The organism is Zetaproteobacteria bacterium, assembly GCA_003696765.1.
Lineage (GTDB): Bacteria > Pseudomonadota > Zetaproteobacteria > Mariprofundales > J009 > RFFX01.
Genome location: RFFX01000094.1, coordinates 1 through 18,759 on the forward strand (window position 1 = coordinate 1; position 18,759 = coordinate 18,759).

General features: G+C 69.8%; 21 protein-coding genes. 6 read left to right on the plus strand and 15 right to left on the minus strand.

What is annotated here, in order from left to right:
* Nucleotides 1–476: 476 nt before the first annotated feature.
* Together D6682_08550 and D6682_08555 are read left to right on the plus strand one after the other, a co-directional pair.
* Nucleotides 477–863 carry a hypothetical protein gene (locus D6682_08550; protein RMH49779.1) on the plus strand — a complete coding sequence of 129 codons (387 nt, stop codon included), beginning with the start codon at nt 477–479 and terminating at the stop codon, nt 861–863.
* A 37-nt stretch (nt 864–900) separates the two neighbouring features.
* A complete protein-coding gene (locus D6682_08555) occupies nt 901–1,830 on the plus strand; it encodes a cysteine synthase (GenBank protein ID RMH49763.1) in 930 nt (309 codons plus the stop codon).
* Between the two features lie 22 nt (nt 1,831–1,852).
* Here the strand turns inward: D6682_08555 and crcB are convergent, their stop codons facing one another.
* From crcB to D6682_08620, 13 genes are all read right to left on the minus strand, one after another.
* Nucleotides 1,853–2,233, minus strand: coding sequence for a fluoride efflux transporter CrcB (crcB, locus tag D6682_08560; protein RMH49764.1), 381 nt, complete (start codon nt 2,231–2,233; stop codon nt 1,853–1,855).
* Nucleotides 2,230–3,549: a replication-associated recombination protein A gene (locus D6682_08565; GenBank protein RMH49765.1), complete on the minus strand. Its 1,320-nt coding sequence runs from the start codon at nt 3,547–3,549 to the stop codon at nt 2,230–2,232. The genes crcB and D6682_08565 overlap by 4 nt, the downstream gene beginning before the upstream one ends.
* 22 nt (nt 3,550–3,571) lie before the next feature.
* Nucleotides 3,572–4,696 carry a hypothetical protein gene (locus D6682_08570; GenBank protein ID RMH49766.1) on the minus strand — a complete coding sequence of 375 codons (1,125 nt, stop codon included), beginning with the start codon at nt 4,694–4,696 and terminating at the stop codon, nt 3,572–3,574.
* Between the two features lie 4 nt (nt 4,697–4,700).
* Nucleotides 4,701–5,339 carry an outer membrane lipoprotein carrier protein LolA gene (gene lolA, locus D6682_08575; GenBank protein RMH49767.1) on the minus strand — a complete coding sequence of 213 codons (639 nt, stop codon included), beginning with the start codon at nt 5,337–5,339 and terminating at the stop codon, nt 4,701–4,703.
* Nucleotides 5,332–7,572 carry a DNA translocase FtsK gene (locus D6682_08580; protein RMH49768.1) on the minus strand — a complete coding sequence of 747 codons (2,241 nt, stop codon included), beginning with the start codon at nt 7,570–7,572 and terminating at the stop codon, nt 5,332–5,334. Before D6682_08580 ends, lolA begins: the two co-directional genes overlap by 8 nt.
* A gap of 22 nt (nt 7,573–7,594) precedes the next feature.
* Nucleotides 7,595–9,190: a ribonuclease J gene (locus tag D6682_08585; GenBank protein ID RMH49780.1), complete on the minus strand. Its 1,596-nt coding sequence runs from the start codon at nt 9,188–9,190 to the stop codon at nt 7,595–7,597.
* Between the two features lie 68 nt (nt 9,191–9,258).
* Nucleotides 9,259–9,840: an orotate phosphoribosyltransferase gene (locus tag D6682_08590; GenBank protein RMH49781.1), complete on the minus strand. Its 582-nt coding sequence runs from the start codon at nt 9,838–9,840 to the stop codon at nt 9,259–9,261.
* A 93-nt stretch (nt 9,841–9,933) separates the two neighbouring features.
* Nucleotides 9,934–10,821 carry a dihydroorotate dehydrogenase electron transfer subunit gene (locus tag D6682_08595; GenBank protein ID RMH49769.1) on the minus strand — a complete coding sequence of 296 codons (888 nt, stop codon included), beginning with the start codon at nt 10,819–10,821 and terminating at the stop codon, nt 9,934–9,936.
* Nucleotides 10,818–11,570, minus strand: coding sequence for a YebC/PmpR family DNA-binding transcriptional regulator (locus tag D6682_08600; protein RMH49770.1), 753 nt, complete (start codon nt 11,568–11,570; stop codon nt 10,818–10,820). Before D6682_08600 ends, D6682_08595 begins: the two co-directional genes overlap by 4 nt.
* A gap of 104 nt (nt 11,571–11,674) precedes the next feature.
* Nucleotides 11,675–12,679 carry a ketoacyl-ACP synthase III gene (locus D6682_08605; GenBank protein ID RMH49782.1) on the minus strand — a complete coding sequence of 335 codons (1,005 nt, stop codon included), beginning with the start codon at nt 12,677–12,679 and terminating at the stop codon, nt 11,675–11,677.
* Nucleotides 12,679–13,686 (minus strand): phosphate acyltransferase PlsX, encoded by a 1,008-nt coding sequence (gene plsX, locus D6682_08610; protein RMH49771.1) that lies wholly within the window; start codon nt 13,684–13,686, stop codon nt 12,679–12,681. The genes D6682_08605 and plsX overlap by 1 nt, the downstream gene beginning before the upstream one ends.
* A gap of 28 nt (nt 13,687–13,714) precedes the next feature.
* The gene (locus D6682_08615) at nt 13,715–13,897 is read right to left on the minus strand and encodes a 50S ribosomal protein L32 (protein RMH49772.1); all 183 of its coding nucleotides are present in this window, start codon (nt 13,895–13,897) and stop codon (nt 13,715–13,717) included.
* Between the two features lie 96 nt (nt 13,898–13,993).
* The gene (locus D6682_08620; GenBank protein ID RMH49773.1) at nt 13,994–14,758 is read right to left on the minus strand and encodes a DUF177 domain-containing protein; all 765 of its coding nucleotides are present in this window, start codon (nt 14,756–14,758) and stop codon (nt 13,994–13,996) included.
* Here D6682_08620 and D6682_08625 point away from each other — a divergent pair.
* From D6682_08625 to D6682_08640, 4 genes are read left to right on the plus strand one after another with little or no spacing between them, the layout of a single operon-like run.
* Entirely contained in the window at nt 14,757–15,008 is a 252-nt protein-coding gene (locus tag D6682_08625) for a 30S ribosomal protein S16 (GenBank protein ID RMH49774.1), read from the plus strand. The two genes, D6682_08620 and D6682_08625, sit on opposite strands and share 2 nt — an antisense overlap.
* 23 nt (nt 15,009–15,031) lie before the next feature.
* Entirely contained in the window at nt 15,032–15,607 is a 576-nt protein-coding gene (gene rimM, locus D6682_08630) for a 16S rRNA processing protein RimM (GenBank protein ID RMH49775.1), read from the plus strand.
* On the plus strand, nt 15,586–16,302 hold the full coding sequence (gene trmD / locus D6682_08635; protein RMH49783.1) for a tRNA (guanosine(37)-N1)-methyltransferase TrmD: 717 nt from the start codon (nt 15,586–15,588) through the stop codon (nt 16,300–16,302). The genes rimM and trmD overlap by 22 nt, the downstream gene beginning before the upstream one ends.
* On the plus strand, nt 16,164–17,399 hold the full coding sequence (locus D6682_08640; protein RMH49776.1) for a PilZ domain-containing protein: 1,236 nt from the start codon (nt 16,164–16,166) through the stop codon (nt 17,397–17,399). Before trmD ends, D6682_08640 begins: the two co-directional genes overlap by 139 nt.
* A 53-nt stretch (nt 17,400–17,452) precedes the next feature.
* Here the strand turns inward: D6682_08640 and D6682_08645 are convergent, their stop codons facing one another.
* Together D6682_08645 and D6682_08650 are read right to left on the minus strand one after the other, a co-directional pair.
* Nucleotides 17,453–18,223 (minus strand): cytochrome c biogenesis protein CcdA, encoded by a 771-nt coding sequence (locus tag D6682_08645; GenBank protein RMH49777.1) that lies wholly within the window; start codon nt 18,221–18,223, stop codon nt 17,453–17,455.
* 140 nt (nt 18,224–18,363) lie between these two features.
* A partial coding sequence (locus tag D6682_08650; protein ID RMH49778.1) for a cell division protein FtsH occupies nt 18,364–18,759 on the minus strand: 396 nt, incomplete at its 5' end.

Below are 18,759 nucleotides of genomic sequence, written 5' to 3' on the forward strand. Positions count from 1 at the left end.
CATTCTTGATCGAATCGCAAAAAGTCCGTCCGTGGACTTCTCGCTCGACGGGTATCGAAGAGCGCACTCTTCGATACCATTACAAATCAATCGCTTGCCCACGCAAGCACTTGATTTGCGCAGCCCTCCATGGCCGCGGACGCCGGGCTCCCGCGAAGCCGGCATCACCCCTTTTTGCGTCAAGGATCGCCGCTCCCACCCCGTTGTCAAACCGCACCGCCGGGCCCGTTCGATGGCGGCACGATCCCCCCCGCTCCCCGACCATGGAGGGAGTGTGTGCTGCGCAAGCCACGTTTGACGCCGCAGCCGATCGCCCCAGCATCGACGCCGGCCGGGTCACGGCCCGTCGGGGTCGGTAAGACATGATCGAATCGCAACACGTCCCTCCGTGGACGCGCCGGCGATGGGATCAGGACGTGCGCCGCTCCTCCGGATACCGGCCATCCACGGCCATGGAGGCCCACGGGACCAGAACCATGCAACAGTACACAACTCCACGGCAGGCCGCCACCCACCGAGGGGGCAGCCGCACCCTGCGGCCGCTGTTGATGCTGCTGCTCCTGCTGCCCACCGCCTGCGCCACCCCACAGCAGGAGCAGGCGGCCACGCGCGGCGCGCTGATCGGCGCCGCCGCCGGGGCGGCGATCGGGGCACCACACCGGAAGGCGGCGGAGGGGGCGCTGATCGGCGGCGCCATCGGTGCCGCCGCCGGTGCCGTCCTGGCCGATCCCGGCGGGCGACAGAGCACGCCGCCCCCCCGCGGCCGCTACCGTCCAGCCGCCGGCGCGGGGCTTCCCGCCCGCATCCACCACCACCGCCGCCATCGCGACGACGAGGAATCGGACGATTCGGAAGAGGAGTAGGCAGCAGCCGTCGGGCACCATTCGCGCGGCGCGCCCGATGGCCGCCGTCGCCGGGCTGGTCGGCAACACGCCGCTGATCCGTCTGCGGCGCGTCGTTCCCGATCTGCCGGAGGGGGTGCGGCTGCTGGCCAAGCTGGAGCGATTCAACCCCGGCGGCTCGGTCAAGGATCGGCCGGCACTCTGGATGATCCGCGACGGCATCGACCGCGGCCTGCTCACCCCGGAGAAGACCATCCTCGATTCGACCAGCGGCAACACCGGCATCGCCCTGGCCATGCTCGGCGCGGCGCTGGGCTACAGGGTGCGGCTGGTGATGCCGGGCAACGTCTCCGACGAGCGCAAGCGCATCTGCCGCGCCTTCGGCGCCGAGCTGCTCTTCTCCGATCCGCTGGAGGGCTCCGACGGCGCCATCCTCGAGGCGCGCCGCATCTACGAGATGGAGCCGGCGCGCTACTTCAAGCCCGACCAGTACAACAACCCGGCCAACCCCCGCGCCCACGAGGAGTCGACCGGCCCCGAGATCTGGCGCCAGACCGAGGGGGAGGTCACCCATTTCGTCGCCGCGATCGGCACCTCCGGCACGCTGATGGGGACCGGCCGCTACCTCAAGCGGCAGAATCCGGCGATCCGGGTGGTCGCCGCCGAACCCGACTCCCCCTTCCACGGCATCGAGGGGCTCAAGCACATGGCATCGAGCATCCTCCCCGGCATCTACGACCCGGAGGGATTCGACGAGAAGATCGGCGTCGACACCGAACGGGCCTACCGGCTGACCCGGGAGCTGGCGCGGCGTGAGGGGATCCTCGCCGGCCAGTCGTGCGGCTGCGCGCTGGCCGCGGCGATCGAAGTGGCCGGCCGTTGCCGCCCCCCGGCCACCATCGTGGTGATCTTTCCCGACGGCGGCGAGAAGTATCTCTCGACCCCGGTCTTCGCCGACGGTCGGGTCGGTATCGGCGAAGGGATCTAGCCTAAGGAGGAGCCCTCCACCCTCACAACGTGCGGGCCAACTGGATCCCCAGCCAGGCGAGGGGGAGGCAGAGCAGCACTTGGGCAATCACATTGGCCGCAGCCAACGCGAAGGAGCCGGACTGCACCAGCCGGATCGACTCGACCGAGAAGGTGGAGAAGGTGGTGAAGGCGCCGAGGAAGCCGACGGTGACCGCCATGCGCACCAGCTCGCCGCTGCTGCTGCGCTCCACCAGCCAGACGAAGAGGAAACCGAGCAGAAACGAGCCGGTGGCGTTGACCAGCAGCGTCCCCCACGGGAAGGGGGAGGCGCCGGCCAGCCGCTGCACGCCGGAGGCGGCCAGGAAGCGGGCCATCGCCCCCAGCGCGCCGCCCAGCGCAACCGCCAGCAGTTGGCCGCTCATCCTCCGCGCCGCTCCCGCTGCTGCTCGAGCCAGCGGATGCGCTCGCCCAGCGTGCGCTCGAATCCCCGCGCCACCGGCCGGTAGAGCGGAGCCTCCGGCGCAACGCCGTCGGGGAAGTGCCGCTGCGCCACCACCCCGTCGGGATCGTCGTGGGCGTAGCGGTAGCCGGCGCCATGGCCCAGCTCCTTCATCAGCCGGGTCGGGGCGTTGCGCAGATGGAGCGGCACCGCGGCGTCGCGGCTGTCGGCAGCCAGCCTGCGCGCCGCCTTCTCCGCCATGTAGAGCGCGTTGCTCTTGGGGGCGAGCGCCAGGTAGACGGCGGCGGCGAACAGCCCCTGCTCCCCCTCGGGCGAACCGAGTGTCTCGAACATGCGCAGCGCATCGAGCGCCACGGAGAGCGCGCGCGGATCGGCCAGCCCGACATCCTCGGTGGCCATCCGGATCATCCGCCTGATCAGATAGCGCGGCTCCTCGCCCGCCTCGAGCATGCGCGCCAGCCAGTAGCAGGCGGCGTCGGCGTCGGAATCGCGCACCGACTTGTGCAGCGCCGAGATCAGGTCGTAGTGGAAATCGCCATCGCGATCGTAGGCGGCGGCCTTGCGCGCCACCGTCCGGCGCACCTCCGCCCGGCTCCAACAGCGCCGATCGTCGGCGGCGAGCAGCTCCTCCAGCAGATTGAGCGCATAACGGCCGTCGCCGTCGGCGATCGCCGCCAGCTCGGCGACCGCTTCCTCATCGAGGGCGAAGCCGGCATGCTCCTGACGGATGTGGTCGATCGCGCGGCGCAGCATCCGCTCCAGCGCGGCCGCATCGAGCGGATCGAGCACCACCACCCGGCAGCGGGAGAGCAACGCGTTGTTGAGCGAAAAGGAGGGATTCTCGGTGGTGGCGCCGACCAGAACCAGGCTGCCGCGTTCGATCGCCGGCAGCAGCACATCCTGCTGCGCCTTGTTGAAGCGGTGGATCTCGTCGAGGAAGAGCAGGTGGGTGGCGCCCGCCGCTTCGGCCCGAGCCAGCACCTGCTGCACCTCCCGCTTGCCGGCGGAGACCGCCGAGAGGGTGTGCATGGGCAGCTCCGCCGCCTCGGCCATGATGTGGGCCAGCGTGGTCTTGCCCACCCCCGGCGGCCCCCAGAAGATGACCGAGCCCGCCCGCCCCTCGTCGATCATGGTGCGAAACCAACTCCCTTGGGCGGTGAGGTGCTCTTGGCCGACCACCTCGTCGAGCAGCCGCGGGCGCAGCCGGTGGGCCAGCGGCACCCGCCGTCGAGCCGGCGACGTAGCGCCGGCGAAGAGCTGCGGCTGTTCGGCGCCCATCGCGATCGCCCCCGGAGCCGTCCTAAAAGTATTGGCTGATGGTGATGCCGAAGCTCTGGCGCCGATGGGTCAGCCGCCCGCTTCCCGCCATGCCGCTGACCGTGGCCGCAGGCTGAAACTTGTAGGAGTAGGCGGCATCGATGTGGACGCCGAAGAGGTCGGAGCCGGCGCCAAGGGCGATACGGTGGCCGGAGAGGTCGGTCAGCGCCGGATCAAAGCCGCGCTTCTTCGCCGCCCCCTGCTCGAAGGCGTAGCCGAAGCGGAAGCGGGTATCCAGCCGCCAGGCCCAGGTGAGGCCGGCCATCAGATCGAAGGTGTCGCGCAGGGCCGGCGTGAAACCGACCAGCAGCGCGCCGTTGCGGTAGGCGGCGAGCGTGGAGAGCTTCTTCCAGTGGGTCCAGCGGCTATCCAGCTCCAGCCGGAGGTCGCGCCGCAGCCGCCAGGCGGCACCGAGACGGGCCGAATCGGGCAGCGACAACCGCGCCGTGGAGGCGCCGTCGGTGAAGCGCATCGCCGCGCCGCTGCGGTAGAGCGCGCCGAACGACCAGCCCGGCCACGGCCGCCACATCACCCCCAGATGGCCACCGACGGCGTTGTGCGAACTGCCGTTGAAGGCGCCACCCCCCCGCCGGACGAGATCGAGATTGCCGAAGTACCAATCCGGCCCGAGGGCGAAGGCGAGCGCGCTGTTTGCCGCCACCACCAGGCTGGCGTTGATGCGGTTGACCCGCAGCGCGCTGCGGCCGTAGCCGCTCCAGCTGTTGTTGACCGCCATCGGCATGGTCCAGGCCAGGGCCACGCCGTAGTCGCTGCCGTGGCCCATGTGGGTGAGGAAGCCGTGGCCGGTGTTGACGCCGCTGCTCCGCAGCGCGCCGGCGGGATCGAAACCGGCGTTGCGCCAGCGAATGATGCCGCCGGCCATGAAGTGGCCGCCGCTGTGCCAGGCGATGCCGGCGGGGTTGTAGACGGCGGCGGAGGCGTCGTCCGCGCTCGCCGTCATCGCGTTGGCCACCCCCAGCCCGGAGGCCGACTTGTCCGGCGCGCCGAAGCCGGCGGCGTAGAGCGCCCCCGGTGCGAGCAGCGACAACAGCGCACAGAGCCGGAGCGCCGCCCAGCGCCGCAGACGATCCCCTGCGAATCCATACATCCAGCTACTCTCCTTCGGTGATCACATCGACCCCCCGCGGCGGGGTGAAGCGGAACCGGGCGCGATCCGGCGCCCGCTCCACCACCTCGGAGAGGAGGATGCGGTTGCGGTTGCCCAGCTCGTCGCGCTGCTCCACCGCCGCCACCCTTCCCCGCCGGTCCAGCGTCAGCGTCACCACCATCCCGCCGCGGATGCGGATGGTGAACGCCCGCATGCTGCCATCCGGCGCGGGGGAACTCGACAGCAGCGCCACCTCGTCGGGTTTGATGCGGCCGTCGAGCAGCGCCATGGCCACCGAATCGACCGCCTGCAACCGCGACAGCCGTTCGGCCTGCAGCAGGTCGGGCTCATAGTGCCAGATCGCCTTGCCGTCGCTGACATAGAGCTGTTCGTAGGGGAAACTGTAGTGCCAGCGGAACATCCCCGGCCGGCGCACGGCCAGCCTGCCGCGGTAGCGCTCGACCGACCCGTCCCGGTAGGACAGCGTCTGGGTGAAGGCGGCGGAGAAGCCCTCCATCCGGTTGAGCCGGTCGAGGGCCTGGCGGAGCGGCCCGGGCAGCGGGGCGGCGGCCGCCTGCAGCGACCCGCAGGCGAGCATGGCGAACAGCAGCAGGCGCACCCTTGCGCCCTGCGCCCTAACCATCCTCCCGCTCCTTGCGCGCCAGCACCTTGCGGATGCCGCCGTTGCCCGGCGGCGTGACGATCCCCTCCCGCTCCATCTGCTCGACGATGCGGCTGGAGCGGTTGTAGCCGATGCGCAGGTAGCGCTGGATCATCGACACCGAGCAGATCCCCTTCTCCACCACCAGCGCCACCGCTTCGTCGAACTTCTCGTCGCGCGGCTCCTCCCGGCCGTCGCCCCCCTCCGCCCCCCCATCGGCCGCCGCGAAGACCGTGGGATCGTAGTCGGGCGGCGCCTGCTGCTTGAGATACTCGACCAGCCCGACCACCTCCTCGTCGGAGATGAAGGCGCCGTGGACCCGGATCAGATCGCGGCCGCCGTCGAGAAAGAGCGAATCGCCCATGCCGAGCAGCTGCTCGGCCCCCATCTGATCGAGAATGGTGCGCGAGTCGATGCGTGAGGAGACCTGAAAGGCGATGCGGCTGGGCAGATTGGCCTTGATCAGGCCGGTGATCACATCGACGCTGGGGCGCTGGGTGGCCAGGATGAGGTGGATGCCGGCGGCGCGCGCCTTCTGGGCGATGCGGCAGATCGACTGCTCCACCTCCTTGCCGGCGACCATCATCAGATCGGCCAGCTCGTCGATGATCACCACGATGAAGGGCAGCGGCACATGCGCCACCTCGCCGCCGTCCTCGCCGGTCATCGGCGGCAGCCTGCCTGCGGCCACCTGCTTGTTGTAGCCGAGGATGTTGCGCACCCTGGCCTTGCTCATCAGCTGATAGCGGCGCTCCATCTCGTAGACCGCCCAGGCCAGCGCCTTGTTCGCCTTGTGCGGGTCGGTCACCACCGGCACCAGCAGGTGGGGAATATCCTCATAGACCGACAGCTCGAGCATCTTGGGATCGACCATGATCATCCGCAGCCGCTCCGGCGTGTGGGTCATCAACATCGAGCAGATCATGGCGTTGATCGAGACCGACTTGCCCGAACCGGTGGTGCCGGCGACCAGCAGATGGGGCATGCGGGCCAGGTCGGCGACCACCGGCCTGCCGGCGATGTCCACCCCCAGGGCGAGCGGGATCACCTTCTTGCGATCGGCGAAGGCCTTGCTGGCCAGCACCTCGTGCATCAGCACGGTCTGCCGCCGGTTGTTGGGGATCTCGATGCCGATGGTGTTGCGGCCGGAGATGTTGCCGGAGACACGCACGCTGACCGCGGCCATCGAGCGGGCCAGGTCGTCCTGCAGCCCGACCACGCGGCTGAGCTTGGTCCCCGGCGCCGGCTCGAACTCGAACTGCACCACCACCGGCCCCGGCTGGATCGCCACCACCTTGCCCTGCACCTTGTAGTCGAGCAGCTTCTTCTCCAGCAGCCGGGCCATCGCCTGCAGCGCCTCCTCACTCATCTGCCGCTTCTCCCGCACCGCCGAGAAGAGCGAGAGGCTGGGCAGATGGAAGGGGCGCCCCCGCTCCGGAGGCTCCGCCGGCGGCAGCGGCAGCTCCTTCTGGCTCTCCTCCTGCGCCCGCCGTGACGGCTCCACCTCCGCCGGGGGGGTGATCTCCAGCTTCTCGCTTCTGGTGGCCAGCTCCGGCCGCCCGGCCCGCCGCTGCCTGCGCTGCTCCTCCCCGACCAGCCGATCGCGCTGCTCGTCGAGCCGCTCCCGGGCGCGGGTGAGGCGGCGTGAGGCCCCCCGGGCCAGCCATCCGAGCAGCCGACCGCCCAGCCGCCAGCCGTGGACCACCAACATCACCAGCGAACAGCGCGAGGCCAGCACCAGCGTGCTGAGGCAGAAGGCGACCAGTAGGACATCGCGGCCGACGGCGTGCAGCGGCGCGCCGAGCTGTTCGGCCAGCATACCGCCGAGCGCGCCGCCGACGCCGGCGGGCAGTGGCGGCAGCCCGGAGAGAAGCGACGCATGGGCGGCGAGCAGCGCGGAGAGGCCGATGACGAAGGGGAGCCAGAAGAGGCTGCTCCAGCGGCCGGTGCAGGGGCGGATCCCCAGCAGGATGCGCACCACCGCCGCCGCCAGCAGCACCAGCAGAAACCAACTGCCGTAGCCGAAGAGCTGATAGAGGAGATCGGCCGTCCAGGCGCCGACGACTCCGACCATGTTGTGCACGCCTCCCGCCGCCGCGACATGGTTCAGCGACGGATCCTCCGGCGAGAAGGAGTAGAGGGCGAGGGCGAGCAGCAGAGCCAGCGCCGACAGCAGCAGAGCCAGCGACTCGCGGGCCAGCGAATGCCCCTTCATCGCCTGCCTCCCGCCGGCCGCGTCAGATCCCGATCACCACCGCGACGACCAGCGGCCGCTTCTGCAGGGCCCGCTTGCACCAGCGGCGCAGCCAGATGCGCACGTCCTCGCGCAGGAACTCCAGATCGGTCAACTGTTCGCGCTCCAGCCCCTCCAGATGGGCGAGCAGCTTCGTGCGCGCCTCCTCCAGCGCCTCCTCCCGCACCTCCTGATGGAGCAGACCGCGCGCGGTCAGCTCCGGCTGGCCGATCACCGCCCCCTCGTTGGCGTTGATGATCACACTGGCGGTGATCAACCCCTCCTCGGCCAGGGTGCGGCGGTCGCGCAGCACCATGGTATCCACCTCGTCGCGCGCCTGCCCGTCGACGAAGATGGCGCCGGCATGGAACCCCTTGCCGTGGCGGATGCCCCGATCGTCGATCACTACGCTCTGGCCGTTCTCGGCGATGATGATCCGCTCCTCGGGAATCCCGGTCTGGCGGGCCAGGTTTCTGTGCTCCTGCAGGTAGCGGTACTCGCCGTGCACCGGGTAGAAGTAGCGCGGGCGGGTGAGCTGCATCATCGTCTTGAGCTCATGCCCCTGCCCGTGGCCGGAGACGTGGAGGTGGGCCTGGCCGGCGTGGCGGATGCGGGCGCCGCGGCGGCAGATGTGGTCGAACAGCCCGGCGATGGAACGCTCGTTGCCGGGGATCGCCGAGGAGGAGAAGAGGACCAGATCCCCCTCGCCCAGCCGGATGCCGGGGAACTGGTTCTGGGCGATGCGGGCCAGCGCCGCCCGCGCCTCGCCCTGCGATCCGGTGGCGATGATCAAGAGCTCGTGGTCGGCGATCTCCTTGCACTGCCTGATGTCCACCATGATGCCCGAAGGGATGGAGAGCCGCCCCAGTCGGTTGGCGATGGCGCTGTTGCGCTCCAGCGAGCGGCCGGCGAAGGCCACCCGACGGCCGTTGGCACTGGCGGCGTCGATGATCTGCTGGATGCGGAACATGTTGGAGGCGAAGGTGGTCACCACCACCTTGCCGCGACAGCCGGCGATCTCCTGCTTGAGGACGGGGCCGACGCTGCGCTCGCTGGCGCTGCTGCCGCTGCGGGTGGCGTTGGTCGAATCGGAGGCCAGCAGCACCACGCCGGCATCCCCCAGCGAGGCGAAACGGTGCAGCGCGGTGGTGCGTCCGTCGAGCGGCGCCATGTCGAGCTTGAAGTCCCCGGTGTGGACGATGTAGCCGCGCGGCGTCTCGATGGCGATGGAGACCGCATCCATGATCGAGTGGGTCACCGGAATCGCCTCGATCCGCAGCGGACCGACCGCGATCGGCTCCAGCTCGGGCAGAGGCCGCAGATCCCCCTTGTAGTGGAGCTCCTCCAGCTTCCCCTCGAGCAGCCCGAGGGTGGTCGGGGTGCCGTAGACCGGCAGCTTCAGCTGTGGCAGCAGGAAGGGCAGCCCGCCGATGTGATCCTCGTGGCCGTGGGTGAGCACGATGGCGTGCAGCCGCAACCCCAGCTCCGACAGGGCGGAGATGTCGGGGATCAACAGGTCGATGCCGTGGTGCCACGGATTGGGGAAGCCGAGCCCGCAGTCGATGATCACGGCGTCATCGCCGACGGCGTAGACCATCATGTTCTTGCCGAACTCCCCGACACCGCCGAAGGGGAAACAGCGGATGGGAGGCCGCGCGTCGGCCACGGCTACGCCGCCCCCCGGCTGCCGGGCCTGACCGCCGGCAGCCGCCCCTCGCGACAGAGCGGACAGTCGCCCGTGGCGAAGGTCTGCACATCCATGGCCAGCAGCGCCCGATGCGGCACGGCGAATCGGCCGCCGGCCGCCGGCGCGCGATCGACCACCGCCAGCACCTGCCGCGGCTCCCCGCCGTGCGCGGCGATCACCGCCATGCATTCGCGCACCGAACCGCCGGTGGTGATCACATCCTCGACCACCAGCACGCGGGCACCGCGCGGCACGGTGAAGCCGCGGCGCAGTTGCATCGCCCCGCCCTTGCGCTCGGTGAAGATGAAGGGCAGCCCCAGCGAGCGCGCCACCTCATGGCCGATGATCAGCCCGCCGAGCGCGGGGGAGACCACCAGATCGTAGTCGGCGCGCTCGACCTGCGCGGCCAGTGCGGCACCCAGCCGCTCCGCCCGCCGGGGATCGGCCAGCACCAGCGCCGACTGCAGGTAGGTGGCCGAATGGCGACCGCTGGAGAGGATGAAGTGGCCCTCCAGCAGGGCGCCACTGTCGCGGTACAGCGCAAGAATCTCGGATTGTTCCATCGGTCTATCGCCCTCCATCGTGGCTTCGCACTGCAGTGGATGCCGACTTCGCAGGAAGGCGGCATCCGCGGCCATGGACTTTTTGCGATTCGATCATAGCTCCGGCAGCAGCGCGGCATCGAAGACCGGACCGTCGACGCAGACCCGCCGGTAGCGCGCCACCCCCTGCTCCACGGTCCTGACCACGCAGCCGGCGCAGCCGCCGATACCGCAGGCCATATACTCCTCCAGCGAGAGTTGCGTCGGCAAACCGAAGCGGCGGCCCAACGCCGCCACCGCGCGCAGCATGGCCGGCGGGCCGCAGGCCAGCAAGCTGCAGCGGTTGCGTGCCGACGGCTCAAGCGCCAGAAGATGGCGCTCGGCCAGCTGCGGCACGAATCCATCGAAACAGCCGTAGAAGCCCGCCCTGCTGGCCAGCCGCGAGGCGATGCCGCGCTCCTCGAGCGAGCGGATGGCCATGATGGTGTCCCCCTCCATCCCCGCCACCAGGAAGCCGGAGGGGACCAGGGCGAAGGGAAACGGCACCTCGGAGCCGGCCAACAGCAACACGCGCCCGGGATCGGGCGCGCGCAAGGCGGCGAAGATCATCGGCGGGATGCCTACCCCACCGCCGATGCAGAGATAGGCGCGGCTCCGATCGGAGAGGTCGAACGGCCGGCCGATCGGCCCCAGGGCGGGCAGCCGCGCCCCTTCCGGCTGCCGCCGCAGCGCGCGCGTGCCCCTCCCAACCTCCTTGACCAGCAGGTCGATCCGACCCTCCGAGGAATCGGCCCACATCAGCGAGAAGGGGCGGCGCAGCGGCAGCAACCGGTCGCATCGCAGATGGATGAACTGCCCCGGCAGGGCGGCGGCGGCGATCTGCGGCGCATGGAGCCGCAGGAGAAACTGCCCGCCGGGATGGGAGGCGTTGGCCACCACCGTGACCTGCTCCTCGAAGACCGTGCCGTCGGCCGGCGCGGCGGGGCGCGATGGGAGGCTCACCCGTTGATGCGTTCCAACTCCGCCTCGCTGATGTCGTAGTTGGCGGAGACCTGCTGGACGTCGTCCAGCTCCTCCAGTCGCTCGATCAGCTTGAGCACCTTCTCGGCGGTCTCACCCTCGACATGGACCAGGTTCTCTGGAATCCAGGAGAGCTCGGCCACCTGCGGCGTGAATCCGGCCGCCTCCAGCGCCTCCTTGACGGGGACGAAGTCGGCGGGGTCGGTCAACACCTCGACACACCCCTCCTCCTCCTTGTCCCGGATATCCTCGGCCCCCGCATCGAGCGCCACCTCCATGATCTCATCCTCGCTCACTTCATTGCGGTCGAAGATGATCTGCCCCTTCTGGTGGAACATCCACGAGACACAGCCTGTCTCGCCCATGCTCCCCCCCCCCTTGCTGAAGGCGCTGCGCACCTCGGAGACGGTCCGCTTGCGGTTGTCGGTGACACAGTCGACCAGGATGGCCACCCCCCCCTGGCCGTACCCCTCGTAGCGCACCTCCTCCAGCGCCGCCCCCCCGCCGCCGCCCGAGCCGCGCAGGATGGCGCGCTCGATGTTCTCCTTGGGCATGTTCACCCCCTTGGCCGCGGCGATCGCCGCACGCAAGCGGGGGTTGCCGTCCGGATCGGCGCCGCCCCGGGCGGCGATGGTCAGCTCGCGGATGTAGCGGGTGAAGATTTTGCCGCGCTTGGCATCGGCCGCCGCTTTCTTGTGCTTGATGGTGGACCATTTGCTGTGACCGGACATGACAACCTCGATGATGGAGTATGCCGGCCCCACAGCCGGCATCCGCGACCGGGACGGTCGCGCACGGTTTGGTAAGTACAAGACGAATCTGCGCGGCGGCGCCCCTACGCCGCGGGGGGAATCCCCCAACGCAACAGGTTGGCCCCCCAGACGAAACCGGCCCCGAACGACTCGAGCAGCAGCAACTGCCCGGGCAGCAGCCTCCCCCGCCGGTAGAGGTGGTCCAGGGCCAGGGGGACGCTGGCCGCCGACGTGTTGGCGTGCCGGTCAACGGTGACCGCCACCCGCTCCTCCGGCAGGCGCAACCGCCTGGCAATGGCCCGGATGATACGGAGATTGGCCTGATGCGGCACCAGCCAATCGACATCCTCCTCGCCCAGCCCGTGGAGGGAGAGCACCTCGCCGACCACCGCGCCCAGCGACTTGACCGCAATGCGAAACACCTCGTTGCCGCGCATCTCGATCGCCGCCACACCGGCGGCGTCGGTGTGGAAGTCGGGACGGTCGCTCTGCTCCACCCTCCCGTATTGCGCCTTGAGCAGATCACGATGGGCGCCGTCGCCATGCAGCACCGAACCGATCACCCCACCCTCCTCCGGGCGCGCCTCCAGCACCACCGCGCCGGCACCATCGCCGAAGAGCACACAGGTGGAGCGATCGTCCCAGTTGAGGATGCGGGACATGGTCTCCGCACCGATGAGCAACGCGCGACGGAACATGCCGGCGCGCATCATCGCATCGAGCTGAGCCAGCCCGTAGACGAAGCCGGCGCAGACCGCCTGGAGGTCCCACACCGGAAAGCCGCCCCCCCCCAGTTTGGCCTGCACGATCGCGGCGGTGGAGGGAAAGATCAGATCGGGGGTGGTGGTGGCCACCACCAGCGCATCGAGCTGCTCCACCGCGACCCCGGCCACGGAGAGCGCCCGCCGGGCGGCGGCCAGCGCCAGATCGGAGGTGCGCTCCCCCTCGGCGGCCATGCGCCGCTCCCGAATGCCGGTGCGCTCCCGGATCCACGCATCGGAGGTATCCACCCGCATGGCCAACTCGTCGTTGGTCACCACCCGCTGCGGCAGGTAGGCGCCGACACCGGTTAGGTGGGTGTGGAGCATCACCCGCCGATCGCCCTGCGCAGACGGCCGAGCAGATCCTCCTCCACCTCCCGCCGCGCCACCTCGATGGCGCAGGCCAGTGCATGTCCGTCGGCGGAGCCGTGGCTCTTCACCACCACGCCGTTGAGCCCCAGCAGCGGCGCACCGTTGTGTTCGCCCGGGCTGAGCGCCTCCCTGGTCCGACGCAGCGCCTTGCCGGCCAGCATGGCACCGATGCGCGCCACCGGCGCCGAGCGCAACTCCTGGCTGAGGTGGTTGAGGATCAGCCGCGCCGTCCCCTCCATGCTCTTGAGCGCCACATTGCCGACGAAGCCGTCGCAGACCACCACATCGGCCACCCCGAGGAAGATCTCCGACGCCTCGACGAAGCCGATGTAGTTGACCGTATCCTCCCGGGCCAGCAGGGCCGCCGCCTCCTTGACCACCTCGGTCCCCTTGATCTCCTCGCTGCCGATGTTGAGCAGGCCGACCCGCGGGTTGCGCACCCCCTCGGCCACCTGCATGTAGCACGACCCCATCTGCGCAAACTGCACCAGATGGTGCGGCGCACACTCGACGTTGGCACCGATATCGAGGAAGAGCGACTCCGACTCGACCGAGGGGATGAGCGAGGCGATCGCCGGCCGGTCCACCCCGGGCAGGGTGCGCAACAGCAGCTTGGAGACGGCCATCAGCGCACCGGTGTTGCCCGCGCTGACCAGGGCGTCCCACCGCCCCTCCCGGATCGCGCGCACCCCGACATGGATCGAGGAGTTGCGCTTACCCCGCACCACCCTGGCCGGAGAGTCGCACATGCCGATGACCTCATCGGCGTGGATCAACTCCACCTGCTGCAGCAGGGAGGCCTCCTCGAGCAGCGGACGCAACTGCCCGCTGCGCCCGACCACCCCCAGCCGCACCGAATCGCCGTAGTCGGCACCGGCCCGGGCCAGGGCATCGATCACCACACCGGGGGCGTCGTCGCCCCCATGGCCGTCGACGAGGATCCGGACGGTCACTGCACACACTCCGCCCGGGGCCCCGGCCGGAGCCCGGTCAGATCACCGATGTCGCGATCACCTCACGACCGCGATAGCTGCCGCACGTCGGGCAGGCGCGATGCGGATGCATCACCTCGTCGCACTCCGGGCAACGCGTCATCCCGGCGCGCTTGAGGCCATCGTGCGAACGGCGCATGTTGCGCCGTGACTTGCTCGTCTTTCTCTTGGGAACCGCCATGATCCTCTCTCTCGCCGCTGCAGCCCATCCATGGGCCGCACGGCCGTATGCCACGTTCGTGGATCCCGCAACCCCTTCTGGCCGCGGGCCACCTCCCTATTCGAACTTCAACCCCGCCAATGACGCGAACGGATTGGGATCATCTCCCACCCGCCGCTCCACCGGCCCGCCGGAGCACTCCGCACGGCAGAGGACGAAGCGGGGCCAGGCCAACCACACCTCCTCACGCAACAGATCGATCAGATGGGCCATCCCCGTCGCATCGACCCGCGGATCATCCTCGAGCTCGGCGGTGAGAAAGGGACGATCGACACGGACCTGCAGCCGCCACCAGAAGCGTCGGGTGCAACGGGCGCACTCCCGCCGCGTCTCGATCTCGAAGCTGCCCGAGAGGTGCCACCCCCCCTCCACCGGCAACAGCGAGCCGCGCCACCAGACATCACCGCGCAGCGCGGGCAACGCATCGACGCCGCCGATCGCCGCATCGCTCAAATCCCCGGCCGGAACCGCCTCGTCCCAGTCGCGCGCCCGCACGCCGTGGGGGCCTGCAACCTTGATCCGATACCGCTCCGACCGCAGGACCCACCCCCGTCCAGAAAAGACAACAGACTGTTTTTCGGACAAAAACAGACCGCCCCCACCCACCGGCCCCGCCAGCGGGGGAAGCGCCATTATGGGAGGGCTCACCTCCGCGTCAAACACCACACCGCCATCCAGCGCCCTCCCACAGCCGGTGAACGGCGTCCTTCCACCGCCGCACGGGGTGACATACGTGCGGCGGACGGTAGAGTGCGCGCCCCTTTGCGGGCGGCTCCACGCCCCGTCCGAAGCCCCATTCCGGAGGTTGGCAAACACCGACATGGCAACTGTAATCCGACTGCAACGGCGCGGCCGCAAGAAGCGTCCGTTCTACTCCATCGTCGTCACCGACGAGCGCAACCGCCGCGACGGCGCCGCCATCGAACGGCTGGGCTACCTCAACCCCCTGACCGACCCGGAGGAGTTCAAGATCGATCTGGAGCGGGTCGAGCTGTGGCAATCGCGGGGCGCACGGGTCTCGCAGCGGGTCGCCGGCATCATCGAAAGGGCGCGCGCGCAGCAGAGCGCCTGACCGCCGGCGCCTCCTCCCCGGCGATGGAGGCGGGCTCCGGAACGGCAGGCGACGACCCTGCCCCATCCTGCTGGATCGAGGTAGGCGCCGTCGCCGGCTGCCACGGCGTCCGGGGTGCGCTGCGCATCCGCTCACTGACCCGCCCCCCCTCGGCCATCGCCGACTACCCCTTCTGGTGGATCGGCGACCACGGCGCCGCCGCCCGCCGCTACCGGCTCCTCCGCTGCCACCCCCATGGCAGGGGGATACTCGCCACACTCGAGGGGATCACCGACCGCACCGCCGCCGAGGGCGTGGCCGGGGGAAGGATCTTCGTGCCGCTCACCGCCGCCAGGGAGCGCACCGCCCCCGACGAGACGCTCTGGCACGACCTGGTCGGCTGCCGCGTCGACGACCTCCGCCTGGGCGGGCTCGGCTCGATCGTACGGCTGGAGGCCTACGGGGCGTCGGACATCCTGGTGGTGGCCGATGCGCGGCGCGGCGGCGAATGGATGCTCCCCTACACCCACGAGACCATCGTGCGCGTCGACCTCCGCGCGCGCCTGGTGACCACCGACCTGCCCGAGGGGATCGAGGCCTGTTTCACGCTCAGATCCTGACCCTCTTCCCCGAGTTCTTCGACTCGCCGCTGGCCTGCTCCATCCCGGCCCGGGCGGTGGAGCGCGGGCTGGTCGAGCTCTGCCTCATCAACATCCGCGATTTCTGCCGCGACAAACACCGCAAGGTGGATGACGCCCCTTACGGAGGCGGCCCCGGCATGGTGATGAAGGTGGAGCCGATCGCCCGCGCCATCGCAAAGGCGCGCGACGACCATCCCGACACCCGTGTGATCATGCTCGCGCCGGAGGGGCGGCCGCTGACCCAGCGGCTGCTGCGCGAGCTGGCCCGCCTTCCCGGCATCACCCTGCTCTGCGGCCGCTACGAGGGGATCGACGCCCGGGTCGAGCGCTACATCGACGACAAGATCTCGCTCGGCCCCTTCGTCCTCTCCGGCGGCGAACCGGCCGCGCTGGCCCTGCTCGACGGGGTCATCCGCCTGCTTCCCGGCGCCCTGGGCAACGCCGAGTCGGCGCGGCAGGAGTCGTTCGCCGACGAAGAGCCGGACCGAATCTTCGACTGGCCCCACTACACCCGGCCGGAATGTTACGATTCACAATGGGTCCCCGAAGTGTTACGCTCCGGCGATCATGCGCGAATCGCCGCCTGGCGGCGGCAGCAGGCCCGGGCGCGCGCCGCCGGCCATCCATACGGCAGGCGGGCCTGCAGCGACGAAGGTGGGGGGAACCATTCGTGACCGATCGTAAGCCGTCCCCGCGGGCGCGCGCCACGGCTGTCCTCGCCCAGCGGATCGGAAAGGGGCTGGGGGAAGTACAGCCCGAGGCGCAGCGGAATCTGGCCGCCAGCCTGGTGGAGGGGATCAACCTGCGCGGCTGCAGAGAGGCGCTGGGTACGCTGCTCGAGGCGGGGGCGCCGCCGGACCGTCTGATGCTCCTGCTGTTGCAGAGCCAGCCGATCCTCTTCCGGCTGCTCGCCGACCCCGACCGGCCGAGCGAATGGCGCGATCTCACCTCGCGCTTCTTCCGCCTGCAGGACGCCCTGATCACCCTGAGCGAAAGCCTGGCGCCGGATGCAGAGCGGCAACCGCCGACAGCCGACGACATCGAGCCGCCCGAGGAGGCCAGCCGTGTCGCGGTGCTCGACAACCCGGCCAACGCCGAGGCGGTGGCGTGGCTGCGCGAACAGGAGCAGGTACGACTGTTCAACACCTTCCGCGGCGTGGTGATCAACGCCTACTGCGAGCTGCTCCATCTCGATCCCGACCATGACCGCATCTCGGTCGAGCTCAACCATGAGCTGGGACGGGTGCTCGCCGCCGATCCGAGCCATGAGACGGCGACCCTGGTCGCCAACGCCGAGGCGACCCTCGGCTTCCCGCTGCGGCTGGTCGACCACAACGCCGGCATCGCCATCTTCGAAATGATGCCCTCCCGCCGGCTCTACATCGAACAGCGGGGCAACATCGACGTCCAGGTGCAGGATCTGGTCCACGTCGACATCCGGCGCGGCCTCTACCGCTTCCCCACCGGCACGCTGATCGACTTCTCGGCCTCAGGCATCGGCGTGATGGCCCCCAAGGACGACCGCATGAAGATCCGGTTGGGGGACCGGCTGGAATTCCGCTTCCGCATCGGCGCGGCCAAGGTGGCCGGTGAGGGGGAGGTCCGCGGCCTGCGCGATCAGGGCGATCGCTACCTGCTGGGGGTCAAGCTCCTCGTCAACCGGGCCACCCAATCGCAACTCCAGCGGGAGGTCTTCCGTGTCCAGCGGGAGATCATCGTCGCGCTCAACGAGGAGGGGATCCCCGAGGAGATCGCCCGGAACATCCGCTGACGGCTTCGCAAGAAGCCGGCATCGCGGCCAAGGATGGCCGCGCCCGGGCGCCGCTACAGCGTCGGCGCCACCGCTCCTTCAAGATCCGCCAACGCGGGGAACCACCGTATCAACCAGCCGGCGATCACACCGAAGCTGCCGAAGAAGATCAACAGCCCGACCGCGATCAACAGCCCCCCGGAGATCCGCTCGACCAGCACGAAGTGGCGCCTGAAGCCCTGCGACCAGCGCAGGAAGGCGTCGGTGGCCAGTGCGGCCAGTAGAAAGGGGATCGCCAGCCCCGCCGAGTAGACGGCCAGCAGGGCGATGCCGCGCGCCAGATCGGCCTGCGCACCGGCGATGGCCAGGATCGCCCCCAGGATCGGCCCGATGCACGGCGTCCAGCCGAAGGCGAAGGCTCCGCCGAGCAGCAGCGCGCCCAGCCACTGCCGGGCATCGACGCGACCGGCGTCGAAGCGGGCATCGACCATGAGCAGAGGGATGCGCAGAATGCCGGTGTAGTGCAGGCCGAAGAGGATGATGACGATGCCGGCCACCCTGCCCAGCAACTGCATGTGTGCAAGCAGCCAGCGGCCGATCATCGTCGCCGAGGCGCCGAGCGCGATGAAGACCAGGCTGAATCCGATGATGAACCAGACCGACTGCACCACCGCCCGCCGCCGCAGCGTGCCGGCGGCCGCACCATCCGACCCGGCCGCGCGCAGCTCGTCGACCGAAACGCCGGAGACGTAGGAGAGGTAGGCCGGCACCAGCGGCAACACGCAGGGTGAGAGAAAGGAGAGCAGCCCGGCGAGCAGCGCTCCGGCAAAGGTGACTTCGATCAAATTGATTCAGATCGCAAACAGTCCGTCCATGGACTGTTTGCTCGACGGCGATCGAAGAGCGCGGTCTTCGATCGCCTCACAAATCCGTCGGCTGCGCCTGCATCCTCCGGAGTTGCGCGGCCATCCTGGCCGCGCCAGCCTCAGCCTGCCCGTTTCAGCTCCCGGGTCAACGCCACCAGCTGCGCCTCGTCCAATGTCTCCTGTTCCAGCAGTGCCCGGGCGCAGCGCTCCAGCACCTCGCGATTCTCCTGCAGGATCTTCGTGGCCTGCGCGAACTGGCGGTGGATGATGGCCTTCACCTCGGCGTCGATGGCCTGCGCCGTCGCCTCGCTGTAGCGGGGCGAGGCGCCGAACATCGGCTCGCCCGGCTTGCCGAGGAATCCGGGCTGCCGCTCGTCATAGACCACATAACCCAGCTCGTCGCTCATGCCGTAGCGCATCACCATGTCGCGGGCGATGTCCGTGGCCTTGGCCAGGTCGTCCGAGGCGCCGGTGGACAAATGCCCGAACACCAGCTTCTCGGCCGCGCGCCCGCC

Bases quoted from the DNA above. Each gene is read 5' to 3' on its own strand.
- D6682_08590 (RMH49781.1), bottom strand. From the start codon at position 9,840: ATGGAACAATCCGAGATTCTTGCGCTGTACCGCGACAGTGGCGCCCTG.
- D6682_08620 (RMH49773.1), bottom strand. From the start codon at position 14,758: ATGTCGGTGTTTGCCAACCTCCGGAATGGGGCTTCGGACGGGGCGTGG.
- D6682_08555 (RMH49763.1), top strand. From the start codon at position 901: ATGGCCGCCGTCGCCGGGCTGGTCGGCAACACGCCGCTGATCCGTCTG.
- lolA (RMH49767.1), bottom strand. From the start codon at position 5,339: ATGGTTAGGGCGCAGGGCGCAAGGGTGCGCCTGCTGCTGTTCGCCATG.
- D6682_08615 (RMH49772.1), bottom strand. From the start codon at position 13,897: ATGGCGGTTCCCAAGAGAAAGACGAGCAAGTCACGGCGCAACATGCGC.
- rimM (RMH49775.1), top strand. From the start codon at position 15,032: ATGGAGGCGGGCTCCGGAACGGCAGGCGACGACCCTGCCCCATCCTGC.
- crcB (RMH49764.1), bottom strand. From the start codon at position 2,233: ATGAGCGGCCAACTGCTGGCGGTTGCGCTGGGCGGCGCGCTGGGGGCG.
- D6682_08585 (RMH49780.1), bottom strand. From the start codon at position 9,190: ATGATGGTCTACGCCGTCGGCGATGACGCCGTGATCATCGACTGCGGG.
- D6682_08625 (RMH49774.1), top strand. From the start codon at position 14,757: ATGGCAACTGTAATCCGACTGCAACGGCGCGGCCGCAAGAAGCGTCCG.
- D6682_08600 (RMH49770.1), bottom strand. From the start codon at position 11,570: ATGTCCGGTCACAGCAAATGGTCCACCATCAAGCACAAGAAAGCGGCG.
- D6682_08580 (RMH49768.1), bottom strand. From the start codon at position 7,572: ATGAAGGGGCATTCGCTGGCCCGCGAGTCGCTGGCTCTGCTGCTGTCG.
- D6682_08640 (RMH49776.1), top strand. From the start codon at position 16,164: ATGGGTCCCCGAAGTGTTACGCTCCGGCGATCATGCGCGAATCGCCGC.
- D6682_08605 (RMH49782.1), bottom strand. From the start codon at position 12,679: ATGCTCCACACCCACCTAACCGGTGTCGGCGCCTACCTGCCGCAGCGG.
- D6682_08550 (RMH49779.1), top strand. From the start codon at position 477: ATGCAACAGTACACAACTCCACGGCAGGCCGCCACCCACCGAGGGGGC.
- D6682_08565 (RMH49765.1), bottom strand. From the start codon at position 3,549: ATGGGCGCCGAACAGCCGCAGCTCTTCGCCGGCGCTACGTCGCCGGCT.
- D6682_08570 (RMH49766.1), bottom strand. From the start codon at position 4,696: ATGTATGGATTCGCAGGGGATCGTCTGCGGCGCTGGGCGGCGCTCCGG.